The following is a 13,168-nucleotide window of genomic DNA, read 5'->3' as shown; positions in this document are numbered from 1 at the left end:
GCAAATGAACGATAGCGAAGGCGTCCCGGAACGGCGGCACGCCGGCCGAAGTCGCGTTCTGAGGCAAATGAACGATAGCGAAGGCGTCCCGGAACGGCGACACGCCGGCGCAGGCCCCGGAACGCCGGCACGCTGGGGCGGGACCCGGCGCCGGCGCCGGCACGCTTCCGACGCCGGCGGCCGGCGCTGGAAGCGCGGGCTACCGCAGGTCGGCGCGCACCAGCAGGTCGCCGATCTCGCAGTCCAGCGCCCGGCAGATCGCCGAGAGCGTCGAGTAGCGGATCGCCCGCGCGCGGTCGTTCTTCAGCACCGAGAGGTTCACCACCGAGACCCCGACGATGTTCGCCAGGCGGGTCAGGGTCATGCCGCGCTCCTCCAGCAGCTCGTCGAGGCGGCAGTGCACACCGCTCGGGCCGTCCTCCTCGACGGGGCTCACACCAGCCCCTCGGTGTCGCGCTGCAGGCGTTCGCCGATCTGGAACGCCGACCCGATCGCCGTCAGCACCAGCAGCGCGAAGATCGGAACCCAGTCGGTCTGGAACCGCGTGCCGTCGTAGCCGTAGTCGCTCACCGCCGACAGAGCGCCGTTCACGGTCATGGACGTCAGGATGGAGCCGGCGAACCATCCGACGGCCAGCACCACGACGGCCGTGTAGACCAGGCGCGCAGTGCCGCGCTGGAACGCCTTGCCGCGCGCGAGGCGCAGGCAGAACAGCGATGCGAGCACGATGCCGGCGCACAGCGCGAGTCCGATCACGATCGGCTGCGCCCACAGGGCGAACAGGGTGGCCGCCGCCGGTTCCTGCACGGTCACGGTGGCCTGGTCGACCGCGACGTCGATCGCGCTGCCTCCCGGGCCGATCGGCAGGGGTGCGTTCTCGCCGTCGAACGGCACGAGGACCGGGATGCCGCGCCCCGGCGCGACCTCGATCAGGCGGGCGATCACCTGCCAGATCACCGCGACGACGGCGATCGCGCCGATGCCGACGTAGAGGTACATGCCGGCTCGATCGCTCTTGGAAAGCACTGGTGCATCGGTCATGATCTGCTCCTTATCGATTCTCGTTACCAACGACTATCGATAATAACGATAGACGATATGTGGATGCTGTCAACCCCCGCGCTCCCGTGAACCGGCACCGCCCGCGGCACTATGCCCATGGCGAACACCGGCTTGCGGCATCCATCCCCTCGTTACCCTCGTTACAACGCGTCAAACGCGCGCCGTTGGCCCAGTGCCGGAGGAATGAATGATGTTCGAGAGATTCACGGACCGTGCCCGTCGTGTGGTTGTGCTCGCCCAAGAAGAGGCGAAGATGCTCAACCACAACTACATCGGCACCGAGCACATCCTGCTCGGTCTGATCCACGAGGGCGAGGGGGTCGCCGCCAAGGCACTGGAATCCCTCGGCATCTCGCTCGACGCCGTGCGCGAGCAGGTGCAGGACATCATCGGTCAGGGCCAGCAGCAGCCGACGGGTCACATCCCGTTCACGCCGCGCGCCAAGAAGGTGCTCGAGCTGTCGCTGCGCGAGGCGCTGCAGCTCGGCCACAACTACATCGGCACCGAGCACATCCTGCTCGGCCTCATCCGCGAGGGCGAGGGCGTCGCCGCCCAGGTCCTCGTGAAGCTGGGCGCCGACCTGAACAAGGTACGCCAGCAGGTCATCCAGCTCCTCTCGGGCTACCAGGGCAAGGAGCCGGCCGCCGTCAGCGGTGCGGCGAACGAGTCCGGCCAGGCCGCCCAGGGCGGATCCGCGGTGCTCGACCAGTTCGGCCGCAACCTGACGCAGGCCGCGCGCGACAACAAGCTCGACCCGGTGATCGGGCGCGAGAAGGAGATCGAGCGCGTCATGCAGATCCTGTCGCGCCGCTCCAAGAACAACCCCGTCCTGATCGGCGAGCCCGGCGTCGGCAAGACCGCCGTCGTCGAGGGCCTGGCCCAGGCGATCGTCAAGAACGACGTGCCCGAGACGCTGAAGGACAAGCAGGTCTACTCGCTCGACCTCGGCTCGCTCATCGCCGGTTCCCGCTACCGCGGTGACTTCGAGGAGCGCCTGAAGAAGGTCACGAAGGAGATCCGCACCCGCGGCGACATCATCGTCTTCATCGACGAGATCCACACGCTGGTGGGCGCCGGTGCCGCCGAGGGCGCCATCGACGCGGCATCCATTCTGAAGCCCCTGCTGGCACGCGGTGAGCTGCAGACGATCGGTGCGACCACCCTGGACGAGTACCGCAAGCACTTCGAGAAGGATGCTGCGCTCGAGCGTCGCTTCCAGCCGATCCAGGTCGCCGAGCCGAGCCTGCCCCACGCGATCAACATCCTGAAGGGGCTGCGCGACCGCTACGAGGCGCACCACAAGGTGCAGATCACCGACGGCGCGATCGTGGCCGCCGCGAATCTGGCCGACCGGTACGTGAGCGACCGCTTCCTGCCCGACAAGGCGATCGACCTGATCGACGAGGCCGGCGCCCGCCTGCGCCTGTCGATCCTGTCGAGCCCGCCGGAGCTGCGCGAGTTCGACGACAAGATCGCGAACGTGCGTCAGCAGAAGGAGCAGGCCTCCGAGGACCAGGACTTCGAAAAGGCCGCATCACTGCGCGACGAGGAGAAGTCCCTGCTCGCCGAGCGCCTGCGCCTGGAGAAGCAGTGGAAGTCGGGCGACGTCGCGACCCACGCGGTCGTCGACGAAGGGCTGATCGCGGAGGTGCTCGCGCAGGCCACCGGCATCCCGGTCTTCAAACTGACCGAGGAGGAGTCCTCGCGGCTCGTCTTCATGGAGAAGGCGCTGCACCAGCGCGTCATCGGCCAGGAGGAGGCGATCGCGGCGCTGTCGCGCACGATCCGCCGCCAGCGTGCCGGCCTCAAGGACCCGAAGCGTCCGTCGGGCTCGTTCATCTTCGCCGGACCCACGGGCGTCGGGAAGACCGAGCTGGCCAAGGCGCTCGCGGAGTTCCTCTTCGACGACGAGACCGCACTGATCGCGCTGGACATGTCGGAGTTCGGCGAGAAGCACACCGTGTCGCGGCTGTTCGGCGCCCCTCCGGGATTCGTCGGGTTCGAAGAGGGCGGTCAGCTCACCGAGAAGGTGCGCCGCAAGCCGTTCTCGGTCGTGCTCTTCGACGAGATCGAGAAGGCGCACCCGGACATCTTCAACTCGCTCCTGCAGATCCTCGAAGAGGGTCGCCTGACCGACGGACAGGGCCGGGTCATCGACTTCAAGAACACGGTCATCATCATGACGACCAACCTCGGATCCTCGGCGATCGCCGGCGGGCCCGTCGGGTTCCAGGTCGAAGGCAACGCGGCGACCTCGTACGAGCGGATGAAGGGCAAGGTCGACGAAGAGCTCAAGCGCAACTTCAAGCCCGAGTTCCTCAACCGTGTCGACGATGTCATCGTCTTCCCGCAGCTGAACAAGGACGAGCTGCGCCAGATCGTCGGCCTGTTCACGAAGCGTCTCAGCGAGCGTCTGCTGGACCGCGACATGACGGTGGAGCTGTCGGATTCCGCGAAGGACAAGCTCATCGACATCGGGTTCGACCCGACGCTCGGTGCCCGTCCGCTGCGCCGCGCCATGCAGCGTGAGATCGAAGACCGCCTGTCGGAGAAGATCCTGCACGGCGAGCTCAACCCCGGCGACCACGTGAAGGTCGATGTGCAGGGCGGCGAGTTCGTGTTCGACACGGCTCCGCGCGGCGACAAGGTCGCGGTCGGTGTCGTGGCCGGCGAGATCGCGTCCACGCCGGACCTGGCGATCGCGAGCGGCGACTAGCCCCTCTGGGCAGGCTCGGACACCAAGACGACGGAGGGGCGGATGCTGCGGCATCCGCCTCTCCGTCGTCTCCGGCGCGACCCTGTTCAGAACTCAGGAACAACCGGCCGGACTGGCTGTGTCGACGGCCTCTCCGGCAGTTCTTCCTGACGAGGTGACGGGCACCGGCCACGCGGCGACGGCTCTAGGCTTGAAGACGTGAGCGAGTACCGGGTCAGAGCAGCGCGCAGCGCGGACGTCCGCGGCATCCAATCGCTGCTCGAGCCGTTCGTCCAGCGGCGCATCCTGCTCGGGAAGGACCTGGTGGTCCTGTACGAAGCGGTGCAGCAGTTCGTCGTCGCCGAAGACGAGACCGGCCGGCTCGTCGGGTGCGGTGCGCTCCACGTGATGTGGGAGGACCTCGGCGAGGTGCGCACGCTGATCGTCGCCGATGAGTGGCTCCACCACGGCGTCGGCCGCGCGATCGTCGAGACGCTCGAGACCAACGCCCGCGGGCTCGGCTTGAGCCGCCTGTTCTGCCTGACGTTCGAGGTGGAGTTCTTCACACGCCGCGGCTTCACGCCGATCGGCGAGCAGGTCGTCGATCCGGACGTGTATTCGCAGCTGGTGCGCAGCCCCGACGAGGGCATCGCGGAGTTCCTCGATCTCGCGCACGTGAAGCCGAACACGCTCGGCAACACCCGGATGCTCAAGCAGCTCTGAACTCCGCCCGGACTGCTCCCCTGTCGCGAACCGTCCGTCGTCGCGCCGGGGAGGGACGGTTGGCGACGGGGGAGCAGTCCCGGGGCGCGACTCAGCGGCCCGTGAAGTGCGGCGGGCGCTTGGCCTGGAAGGCGGCGAAGCCCTCGCGGTAGTCGTCGGTGTCGCAGAGCGCGGCCTGGGCGGCGTTCTCGATCTCCACCGAGTCCCACAGGGCCAGGCGCTCGTCGCGGATGCGCGCGATCAGCGCCTTGCTCGCCAGGAACGCCGCGGTCGCGCCGGACGCCGCGCGAGTCGCTGCGTCGACCGTCGCAGCCAGCAGCTCGCCGGGCGGGAACACCTGCGAGAACAGTCCTGACTGCACGGCCTCGGCGCCGGTCATCAGCCGGCCGGTATAGATGAGATCGAGGGTCTTGTGGGCTCCGAGCCGTTCGAGGAACAGCGCGTGTCCGCCGGAGTCGAGCGTCGCACCGAGCGCGGCGAACGGTGAGCCGATCTTCGCGTCCTCGGCGACGTAGACGACATCCGTGGCGATCAGCAGCCCGAGCCCGACGCCGAGGCACGCGCCCTGCGCGGCGGCGAACGTCGGGGCGGGGAAGGCGGCCATGCGCTGCAGGAGCGGGCTGACCAGTCCGCCCAGATAGCCGATCACGTCGTCATCGCGCGGATCGACGGCCGAGATGTCCCGGCCCGCGCAGAACGCGCGACCCTCGCCGCGAAGGACGAGGGCGCGGACGCCGGCGGCCGCCGCTTCGTCGTACGCGGCGCCGAGTTCGGCCAGTGCCGCCTCGTCGAGCGCGTTGCGCTTCTCGGGCGCGCGCAGGACGACGTGCGCGACGTCATCGGCGATGGTGAGCTCGATCACGCGCTACTCCTAGACGTCGTAGTCCACGACGACCCGCTCGGTCGTCGGATGGGACTGACAGGTCAGCACGTAGCCGCGCTCGAGTTCGTCGGGCTCGAGCGCGAAGTTCTGCGTCATGCGCACCGCGCCCTCGACCACCCGCGCGCGGCATGTGCCGCAGACTCCACCCGCGCACGCGAACGGCACATCGCCACGCACGCGCAGCGCGGCATCCAGAATCGGCTCGTTCGCCGCGACCGGCGATCGGGCCGTCGACGAGAGCCCGTCCAGCGTGAAATCGACCGTGTACATCTCGTCGCCCGGCCGAGCCTCCACCGGGCGGCCGCGGTCGACGCGGGGGCCGTCGGCATCCGTCGTGAAGAGCTCGAAGCGGATGCTGCTCGCCGGCACCCCCCGCCGCTCCAGCGTGTCGCGGCACAGCGCGACCAGCTCGAACGGGCCGCAGAGGAACCATTCGGTCACCGAGTCAGGCTGCACCACATGATCGAGGATCGCCTCGAGCTTCTCGGCGTCGATCCGCCCCGACAGGAGCGGCGCGGCGCGCTGCTCGCGGGAGAGCACATGGTGCAGCGCGAGCCGCGCCGGATAGCGGTCCTTCAGGTCGGCCAACTCCTCGAGGAACATCACGTCCTGCGTCGACCGATTCGTGTAGACGAGCGTGAAGCGGGCGGTGGGCGAGGAAGACAGGACGGATGCCGCGACCGACATCATCGGCGTGATCCCCGAACCGGCTGCGATGCCCACGAGGTGCGCGTGCGCGAGATCGGGGAGGTTCGAGGTGAACCCGCCCTCGGGGCTCATCACGTCGATACGGTCGCCGGGCTCGAGGTTCTCGTGCGCCCACACCGAGAACAGGCCGCCGAGGTCGCGCTTGATGCCGACTGCGATCGAGCCGCGCACCGGCGGCCGGCAGATCGAGTAGCTCCGGCGCACCTCGTGACCATCGACCCGCGCGCGCAGCGCGACGTACTGGCCGGGCCGGTAGTCGTACTCGTCCTGCAGCTCGGGCGGCACCGCGAACGTCACTTCGATGCTCTCCGCGGTGAGCGGCCGGACCTCTGCGACCGCCAGTTCATGGAACCGCGCCCGCCGACGGGTGAGTGTCGCCATCACAGCACCTTGAAGAAGTCGAATGGTTCCAGGCACGCGCGGCACTCGTAGAGCGCCTTGCACGAGGTCGAGCCGAACGGGGCGATCTCCCGCGTATCGAGCGACCCGCAGCGCGGACACTTCACCGCGATGCGAAGCCGGATCGGCCCGGATCCGACGCGCGACCGGCCGGTCGGAGGGGCGATGCCGTAGGCGGTGAGCTTGCGCTTGCCGGCATCCGTCATCCAATCCGTCGTCCACGCGGGGGACAGCGTCGTGCGCACCTCCACCGTCTCGTAGCCGGCGCTCGTGAGCGCAAGGACGACGTCGTCGCGCATCGTCTCCAGCGCCGGGCATCCGCTGTAAGTCGGAGTGAGGGTGACGATCACGCGATCGCCGTCGACGGCGACGTCGCGCAGGACGCCGAGATCCTCGATGGTGAGCACCGGCACCTCGGGATCGGTCACGGTGGCGGCGACCGTCCACGCCTCCGCCCGCGAGCGGCGCAGCCCCTGACCCTGCTGGGAGATGGTCGTCATCACCATGTCGCTCCCGGATGCTGCCGGGCGAGCACCTGCATCTGCGCGAGCACATACCCCAGGGTCGAGAAATGGATGCCGCGGCGCCCGCCGCCGGCCGAGACGAAACCACTCGGCAGCTCGACGTCGGCCTCGTCGAGCACCGCGGCGATCACGGCGTCGAACCCGGCGCGAAGTGTCGAGGGGCGCACCGCGATGCCGTCCAGGCGGTCGATCAGCGGCTCGTCGCGGAAGAGCTCGTCGGCGTACGGCCAGACCGCCGAGATCGCGCGGAGCATGCGGCGCCGTGATTCGTCGGTGCCGCCGGCCAGCCGCAGTGTCCACTGGACGGCGTGGTCGCGGTGGTAGTCGACCTCCTTGAGCGATTTCTCCGCGATCGCTGCGAGAGTCGCATCGCTGGACGTACAAAGCGCCGAATACAGCTCGAACATGTAGGTCGAGGCGATGAGCTGGCGGGCGATCGTCTGTGCGAAATCGCCGTTGGGCTGCTCGATGATCCAGGCGCATCGGAAATCGGGCTCATCTCGGAAGTACGCGAGGTCATCCTCGGATCGTCCGTCGGCGGTGCCGGCATACCGGAGCAGCGAGCGCGCGTGACCCAGCAGGTCGAGGGCGATGTTGCCGAGCGCGACGTCCTCCTCGAGTTCGGGCGCGCGGGCGATCCACCAGCCGAGCTGCTGCGAGAGGATCAGGGCGTCATCGCCGAGCCACAGCGCGTACTCGGCGACATCGGGTGTGGCGATCGCGTCGGCGTCACCGGAGAGTTCGGCGGTGAGGGCGACCTCGTCGACGGTGACCGAGCCGTGCGCGCCGGTGTGCTCCGGCATCCCGTCAGCCCCGGATCGGGGCGCGATACGTCCGTTGGGGCGGACATCGTCCGCCCCAACGGACGGGACGCGCCCCAAACCCGAGTTCGTGACGCTCATAGGTGCGGGACCCCCTCCGAGGCCGTGTAGTAGACGGCGTGCCGGTAGTTCTTGCCCGCCGGGCTCTCGAAGAACGCGCCCTTCGCGTCGGGATCGCTCGCCGAGATCGCGTCGGCCGGGACCACCCAGATCGAGGTGCCCTCACCGCGCCGCGTGTACAGATCGCGGGCGTTGCGCACCGCCATGTCGGCATCGGGGGCGTGCAGGGATCCGGCGTGCACGTGGCTGAGGCCTCGATCGGCGCGGACGAAGACCTCCCAGAGGGGCCATGTCTCCGACATCACGCCACCGCCCGAAGGCTCTGCTTGCGCGCGTATTCGGCGGCGGCATCGCGCACCCAGGCCCCGTCCTCGTGCGCTTCGCGTCGGGCGCGCAGGCGCTCGGCGTTCATCGGTCCGCGCCCGGCGAGCACCTCGAAGAACTCGGTCCAGTCGATCTCGCTCGTGTCGTACCGCTGCGCATCTTCGTTCCAGCGCAGGTTCGGGTCCGGAAGCTCGATCCTCAGCGCCGCTGCCTGCGGCACCAGCATCCCGATGAATCTCTGCCGCAGCTCGTCGTTCGAGAACCGCTTGATCTTCCACGCGGTCGACTGCGCGGAGTTCGGCGACTGGTCATCGGGGGGCCCGAACATCATCAGCGATGGCCAGTACCAGCGGTTCACCGCGTCCTGCGCCATCTCCCGCTGCGCGGGCGTCCCCTGCATCAGCGTGAGCAGGATCTCGAACCCCTGTCGTTGGTGGAACGACTCCTCCTTGCAGATGCGCACCATCGCGCGGCCGTAGGGTCCGTACGAGGCGCGGCACAGCGGCACCTGGTTGCAGATCGCGGCGCCGTCGACCAGCCACCCGATCGCGCCCATATCGGCCCACGTCGGCGTCGGGTAGTTGAAGATCGACGAGTACTTCGCCGTGCCGGCGATCAGCTGATCGGTCATCTCATCGCGGGTGATGCCGAGGGTCTGCGCGGCGGAATACAGGTACAGGCCGTGACCGGCTTCGTCCTGCACCTTCGCCATCAGGATCGCCTTGCGCTTCAGGCTCGGCGCGCGGGTGATCCAGTTGCCCTCGGGCTGCATGCCGATGATCTCGGAGTGCGCGTGCTGCGAGATCTGACGGATGAGCGTGCGCCGGTACGCGTCCGGCATCCAGTCACGTGGCTCGACGCGCGAATCCGCGGCGATCAGCGCGTCGAAGCGCGCTTCCTCGACGGAGGGTTCTTGGGTCATCGTCGACTCCGATCCTTTACAGAACGATCGTTTAGTTATTATGGCAGACATGGAGCGCCCGATGAAAGCGATGATGGAACGCGACAGCGCCTCGGCCGCGTTGGGCATGGTCGTCGAGACCGACGAGCCGGGCCGGGCGGTGGTGCGGATGCCGGTGCGAGACGACATGCTGAACGGGTTCGCGATCACCCACGGCGGGCTGGTGTTCGCGCTCGCCGATACGGCGTTCGCCATCGCGTGCAACGAGGATGAGCGCGTGACGGTCGCCCAGGGCGCGGACATCACGTTCCTGGCGTCGACGACCGCCGGGCAGACGTTGACGGCGACGGCGGTGCGCAGGTCGCGGGCAGGTCGCTCCGGTCTGTACGACGTGACCGTGACCGATGAGTCCGGGACCGTCGTGGCGGAGATGCGCGGGCGCTCGCTGGCGACGGACCGGCCGCGTCCGGTGATCGATCGCGCCGACACGCCCTAGGCAGTCGTGAGCGCCTTCTGCACGAGCGTCAGGACGTCGTAGGTCGCCACCGTCTCGTCGTCCTGGTTGCGGATCACGGCGTCCCACCGCACCTCGCCGTACTCGTCGCTCTCACGCGGCGTGATCTGCTTGGCGGTCAGCTGCACCCGGATGCGGTCGCCAGGAGAGACGGGCGTGACGAAGCGCAGGTTCTCCAACCCGTAGTTGGCCAGCACCGGCCCGGGGTCCGGGTCCACGAACAGCCCCGCCGCCCACGACACCAGCAGGTACCCGTGCGCGACACGACCGGGGAAGAACGGGTTGGCCGCGGCAGCCTCTTCGTCCATGTGCGCATAGAAGGTGTCGCCGGTGAAGGATGCGAACGTCTCGATGTCCTGGAGCGAGACCTTGCGCGATGCTGAGGCGAGCTGGTCGCCGATGCGCAGTTCGGCGAGCGACTTCCGGAACGGATGCTGCCCGTCGCCGTTCGCCGTGGCGCCGGCGTGCCACACCCCGGTCAACGCGGTCAGCATGTCGGGGGAGCCCTGCACCGCGGTGCGCTGCATGTGGTGCAGGACCGCGCGGATGCCCCCGAGTTCCTCGCCGCCGCCGGCGCGACCCGGACCGCCGTGGACGAGCGTCGGCAGGGGCGAACCGTGGCCGGTGGAGGACCGTGCGCCATCGCGATCGAGCAGCAGCACCCGGCCGTTCAGTGCGGCGATGCGCGTCAACAGCGTGAGCGCGACCTCGGGGTCGTGGGTCGCGACGCTGGTGACGAGGGATCCACCGCCGCGAGCGACGAGGTCGCCGGCCTCCTCGACGTCGTCGTAGGTCAGCAATGAGGCGACCGGGCCGAACGCCTCGATCTCGTGGACCGCGTCCGCCGAGGCATCCTCGAATCGGATCAGCATCGGCGACAGGAACGCGCCGTCTGGGGCGGGACCCGTGGACCCGTCGGCCCGCGTGACCTCCGGCTCCGCGGTCGACCCGATCACGAGCACTCCGCCCGCGGCCTCGAGCTTCGCCACCTGCGCGAGGACGTCCCTGCGTTGGCCGAGGGAGGCGAGGGGTCCCATCGTGACGCCCCCTGCGCGCGGATCGCCCAGCACGATACGCTCGGCGATCCGGTCCCGCACTGCCGCGATCACCGCGTCGGCGGCTTCCGAGGGGACGATCGCGCGTCGGATCGCGGTGCACTTCTGTCCCGCCTTCGACGTCAGCTCGGTGACGAGCTGTCGGATGTAGGCATCGAACTCCGGCGTGCCGACGACCGCATCCGGGCCCAGGACCGAGGCGTTGATCGAGTCCGTCTCGCTGGTGAAGCGCACGCCGCCGGTCTGCACGCACTCGTGCGCGCGCAGGTGCGCTGCCGTGGATGCGCTGCCGGTGAAGGCGACCAGGTCGCCGAGGCGCAGGTGCTCGAAAAGCGTCGGCACACTCCCGCTCACCAGCTGCAGGGATCCCTCAGGCAGCAGGCCGGACTCGACGAGGATCCGCACGAACGCCTCGGCGAGGTAGCCGGTGGGCGTCGCTGGCTTGACCAGGGTCGGCATGCCGGCCAGGAACGCCGGGGCGAACTTCTCCAGCGAACCCCACACCGGAAAATTGAAGGCGTTGATCTGCACGGCGACACCGGGCAGCCGGGTGTGGATATGCCTCCCGAGGAATGAGCCGTCCTTGGACAGGACTTCGACAGGCCCGTCCAGGTAGACGCGCGAGTTCGGCATCTCGCGCCGCGCTTTGCCCGAGTACGAGAACAGCACCCCGATACCGCCGTCGATGTCGACCCACGAGTCGGCCTTGGTCGCGCCGGAGCGTGCCGACAGCGCGTACAGCTCGTCTTTGCGCTCGGTGAGCACGACCGCGAACTGCTTGAGCAGCATCGCTCGCTCGTGGAACGTGAGCGCGCCGATGCTCGCCTGCCCCGCGGTGCGGCCGTACTCGAGCGCGGCCGCCAGGTCGAGGCCGCTCGTGCTGACCCTCGCCACGAGATCGCCGGTGGTCGCATCGCGCACGTCCGCGGCATCCGCTGCCTCGACCGGTGTCCACCACGATCCCCGCACGAAACTCGGGAGGATGCCGACCGCTGCTCGTTCGTCCACGGGCAATACCTTACCGATCGTTCAGGAAACGCGCGCCCCCGCTCGCGCATCGCGACCGCGATGACACACTGGGAGCGTGACCGACCTTCCCGCGCCCGTCGCCGCGCGACGCGGACGCCCCGGCTACGACCAGAGGCAGATCCTCGAGGTCGCGGTGACGACCTTCATCGAGCACGGCTACGACGCGACCTCCGTCGCGCTGCTGGCCGAGCGGCTCGGTCTGTCGAAGTCGGCGATGTACCACCACTTCACCTCGAAGGAGCAGCTGCTCAGCAGCGCGCTCGATCAGGCGCTCGGCGGGCTGGAGGGGGTGCTCCTCGAACCGGACGCCGTCTCCGGGACGCCGGGGGATCGGCTGGGCTACGTGCTCGACCGCGCGGTGCAGGTCCTGGTCGACCGGTTGCCGTATGTCACCCTGCTGCTGCGAGTGCGCGGCAACAGCGAGGTCGAGCGCAGCGCCCTCGCCCGCCGCCGCGCCTTCGATGAGAAGGTGACCGAGATCGTGAGTGCCGCGCAGCTGGAGGGATCCGTGCGCGCCGACGTCGAGGCATCCCTCGCCACCCGCCTCCTGTTCGGAATGGTCAACTCGATCGTGGAGTGGTACCGCCCGGCGGGTGCGGAGGATCCGGCGCAACTGGCGCGCGATGTGCTGACCGTCGCGCTGGACGGACTCCGCACACGCCGATCGTGAGGAAACGCCCTGAAGCCGTCCGCTGTGGGGCGCGCCGACTCCCGAGCGCGAACGGCCCGGCTTAGCCTGAATGCATGAGCAGTGAACCCCCGCGCCGGCGCCATTCCCCCGCCGTGTACCGTCGGCGGCGCATCGTCCTGATCGTCGGGCTGCTCGCGGTCATCGCCCTGGTGTGGCTGCTGATCGCGCAGCCGTGGCGTGCAGCGGTGACCGGATCGACGCCCGCTCCGACGACGTCGCGGACGAGCGCGCCGGTCTCCGAGCTGCCGGTGCCCGGTTCGACGACACCCGCCGCCGATGGAACAGGAGCGGATGCCGCGGCCGATGCTCCTGAGGCCACACCCACCGCGCAGCAGACGCCGACCGCCACGCCGTGCGTCGCGAAAGACGTCACCGTCGAGCCGATCACCGATTCGGAGACCTACGGATCAGGGCAGAACCCGCAGCTGTCCATTCAGCTGACGAACAACGGCGACGAGGACTGCTCGATCAACGTCGGGACGAGCAGCCAGGTCTTCACGATCAAGAGCGGTGACGACGTCTGGTGGCGCTCGACAGATTGCCAGACGGAACCCAGCGACATGGTCGTGCTGCTGGCGGCCGGGCAGTCCGTCTCGAGCGCGGCGCCCCTCGCGTGGGATCGCACCCGTTCGTCGGTGGACTCCTGCGGGTCGACCGACCGGCAGGTCGCGCCCGGTGGCGGCGCGTCGTACAACCTGAGCGTGGAGATCGGCGGCATCCGCTCGACGCAGGCCGCCCAGCTGCTCCTCTACTAGGCCGACGCAGTGCGGGGCCGGAGC

Annotated in this window: 14 protein-coding genes; 5 read left to right on the top strand and 9 right to left on the bottom strand. The window is 69.1% G+C overall.

The features are described from left to right. Window positions 1–199: 199 nt before the first annotated feature. Together BLT19_RS01130 and BLT19_RS01125 are read right to left on the bottom strand one after the other, a co-directional pair. Window positions 200–436 carry a helix-turn-helix domain-containing protein gene (locus BLT19_RS01130; protein ID WP_091485143.1) on the bottom strand — a complete coding sequence of 79 codons (237 nt, stop codon included), beginning with the start codon at window positions 434–436 and terminating at the stop codon, window positions 200–202. Continuing rightward, window positions 433–1,041, bottom strand: a complete 609-nt coding sequence (locus tag BLT19_RS01125) for a hypothetical protein (RefSeq protein WP_091485140.1) — start codon at window positions 1,039–1,041, stop codon at window positions 433–435. The genes BLT19_RS01130 and BLT19_RS01125 overlap by 4 nt, the downstream gene beginning before the upstream one ends. Window positions 1,042–1,252: 211 nt before the next feature. On the opposite strand from BLT19_RS01125, the gene BLT19_RS01120 reads away from it, so the two are divergent. Beyond that, window positions 1,253–3,778, top strand: a complete 2,526-nt coding sequence (locus tag BLT19_RS01120; protein WP_091493051.1) for an ATP-dependent Clp protease ATP-binding subunit — start codon at window positions 1,253–1,255, stop codon at window positions 3,776–3,778. Window positions 3,779–3,976: 198 nt separating this feature from the next. After that, on the top strand, window positions 3,977–4,480 hold the full coding sequence (locus BLT19_RS01115) for an amino-acid N-acetyltransferase (RefSeq protein WP_091485138.1): 504 nt from the start codon (window positions 3,977–3,979) through the stop codon (window positions 4,478–4,480). 91 nt (window positions 4,481–4,571) lie between these two features. On the opposite strand, the gene BLT19_RS01110 is transcribed toward BLT19_RS01115, so the two are convergent. The 6 genes from BLT19_RS01110 to paaA all read right to left on the bottom strand — a co-directional run bounded on the left by BLT19_RS01110 (window position 4,572) and on the right by paaA (window position 9,121). After that, window positions 4,572–5,342: an enoyl-CoA hydratase/isomerase family protein gene (locus tag BLT19_RS01110; protein ID WP_091485135.1), complete on the bottom strand. Its 771-nt coding sequence runs from the start codon at window positions 5,340–5,342 to the stop codon at window positions 4,572–4,574. A gap of 9 nt (window positions 5,343–5,351) precedes the next feature. Further along, a complete protein-coding gene (paaE, locus tag BLT19_RS01105; protein WP_091485133.1) occupies window positions 5,352–6,452 on the bottom strand; it encodes a 1,2-phenylacetyl-CoA epoxidase subunit PaaE in 1,101 nt (366 codons plus the stop codon). Next, window positions 6,452–6,970: a 1,2-phenylacetyl-CoA epoxidase subunit PaaD gene (paaD, locus tag BLT19_RS01100; protein ID WP_091493049.1), complete on the bottom strand. Its 519-nt coding sequence runs from the start codon at window positions 6,968–6,970 to the stop codon at window positions 6,452–6,454. Before paaD ends, paaE begins: the two co-directional genes overlap by 1 nt. Then, complete coding sequence (paaC, locus tag BLT19_RS01095; protein ID WP_231917730.1) at window positions 6,970–7,797, bottom strand: 1,2-phenylacetyl-CoA epoxidase subunit PaaC; 828 nt, start codon at window positions 7,795–7,797, stop codon at window positions 6,970–6,972. The genes paaD and paaC overlap by 1 nt, the downstream gene beginning before the upstream one ends. 95 nt (window positions 7,798–7,892) lie before the next feature. After that, complete coding sequence (gene paaB / locus BLT19_RS01090; RefSeq protein WP_091493044.1) at window positions 7,893–8,177, bottom strand: 1,2-phenylacetyl-CoA epoxidase subunit PaaB; 285 nt, start codon at window positions 8,175–8,177, stop codon at window positions 7,893–7,895. After that, window positions 8,177–9,121, bottom strand: a complete 945-nt coding sequence (gene paaA, locus BLT19_RS01085) for a 1,2-phenylacetyl-CoA epoxidase subunit PaaA (protein WP_197673072.1) — start codon at window positions 9,119–9,121, stop codon at window positions 8,177–8,179. The genes paaB and paaA overlap by 1 nt, the downstream gene beginning before the upstream one ends. A gap of 148 nt (window positions 9,122–9,269) precedes the next feature. Between paaA and BLT19_RS01080 the strand changes: the two genes are divergently transcribed. Next, entirely contained in the window at window positions 9,270–9,596 is a 327-nt protein-coding gene (locus tag BLT19_RS01080; protein ID WP_331710700.1) for a hotdog fold thioesterase, read from the top strand. Here the strand turns inward: BLT19_RS01080 and paaZ are convergent. Next, the gene (gene paaZ / locus BLT19_RS01075) at window positions 9,593–11,677 is read right to left on the bottom strand and encodes a phenylacetic acid degradation bifunctional protein PaaZ (RefSeq protein WP_231917729.1); all 2,085 of its coding nucleotides are present in this window, start codon (window positions 11,675–11,677) and stop codon (window positions 9,593–9,595) included. The genes BLT19_RS01080 and paaZ overlap by 4 nt on opposite strands. Window positions 11,678–11,753: 76 nt before the next feature. Here paaZ and BLT19_RS01070 point away from each other — a divergent pair, with 76 nt between their 5' ends. Together BLT19_RS01070 and BLT19_RS01065 are read left to right on the top strand one after the other, a co-directional pair. Then, a complete protein-coding gene (locus BLT19_RS01070) occupies window positions 11,754–12,368 on the top strand; it encodes a TetR/AcrR family transcriptional regulator (protein WP_091485123.1) in 615 nt (204 codons plus the stop codon). Between the two features lie 74 nt (window positions 12,369–12,442). Then, a complete protein-coding gene (locus BLT19_RS01065) occupies window positions 12,443–13,144 on the top strand; it encodes a hypothetical protein (RefSeq protein ID WP_091485120.1) in 702 nt (233 codons plus the stop codon). Window positions 13,145–13,168 lie beyond the last annotated feature (24 nt).

The sequence above is a fragment of the Microbacterium pygmaeum genome (genome assembly GCF_900100885.1).
In the GTDB taxonomy this organism is placed as follows: Bacteria; Actinomycetota; Actinomycetes; order Actinomycetales; family Microbacteriaceae; genus Microbacterium; species Microbacterium pygmaeum.
Note: the sequence above shows the minus strand (reverse complement) of the source record. Positions and strands in the feature narration are given on the sequence as shown.

Bases quoted from the DNA above. Each gene is read 5' to 3' on its own strand.
- BLT19_RS01125 (WP_091485140.1), bottom strand. From the start codon at position 1,041: ATGACCGATGCACCAGTGCTTTCCAAGAGCGATCGAGCCGGCATGTAC.
- BLT19_RS01120 (WP_091493051.1), top strand. From the start codon at position 1,253: ATGTTCGAGAGATTCACGGACCGTGCCCGTCGTGTGGTTGTGCTCGCC.
- paaE (WP_091485133.1), bottom strand. From the start codon at position 6,452: ATGGCGACACTCACCCGTCGGCGGGCGCGGTTCCATGAACTGGCGGTC.
- paaD (WP_091493049.1), bottom strand. From the start codon at position 6,970: ATGACGACCATCTCCCAGCAGGGTCAGGGGCTGCGCCGCTCGCGGGCG.
- paaC (WP_231917730.1), bottom strand. From the start codon at position 7,797: ATGCCGGAGCACACCGGCGCGCACGGCTCGGTCACCGTCGACGAGGTC.
- paaB (WP_091493044.1), bottom strand. From the start codon at position 8,177: ATGTCGGAGACATGGCCCCTCTGGGAGGTCTTCGTCCGCGCCGATCGA.
- paaA (WP_197673072.1), bottom strand. From the start codon at position 9,121: ATGACCCAAGAACCCTCCGTCGAGGAAGCGCGCTTCGACGCGCTGATC.
- BLT19_RS01080 (WP_331710700.1), top strand. From the start codon at position 9,270: ATGCCGGTGCGAGACGACATGCTGAACGGGTTCGCGATCACCCACGGC.
- BLT19_RS01065 (WP_091485120.1), top strand. From the start codon at position 12,443: ATGAGCAGTGAACCCCCGCGCCGGCGCCATTCCCCCGCCGTGTACCGT.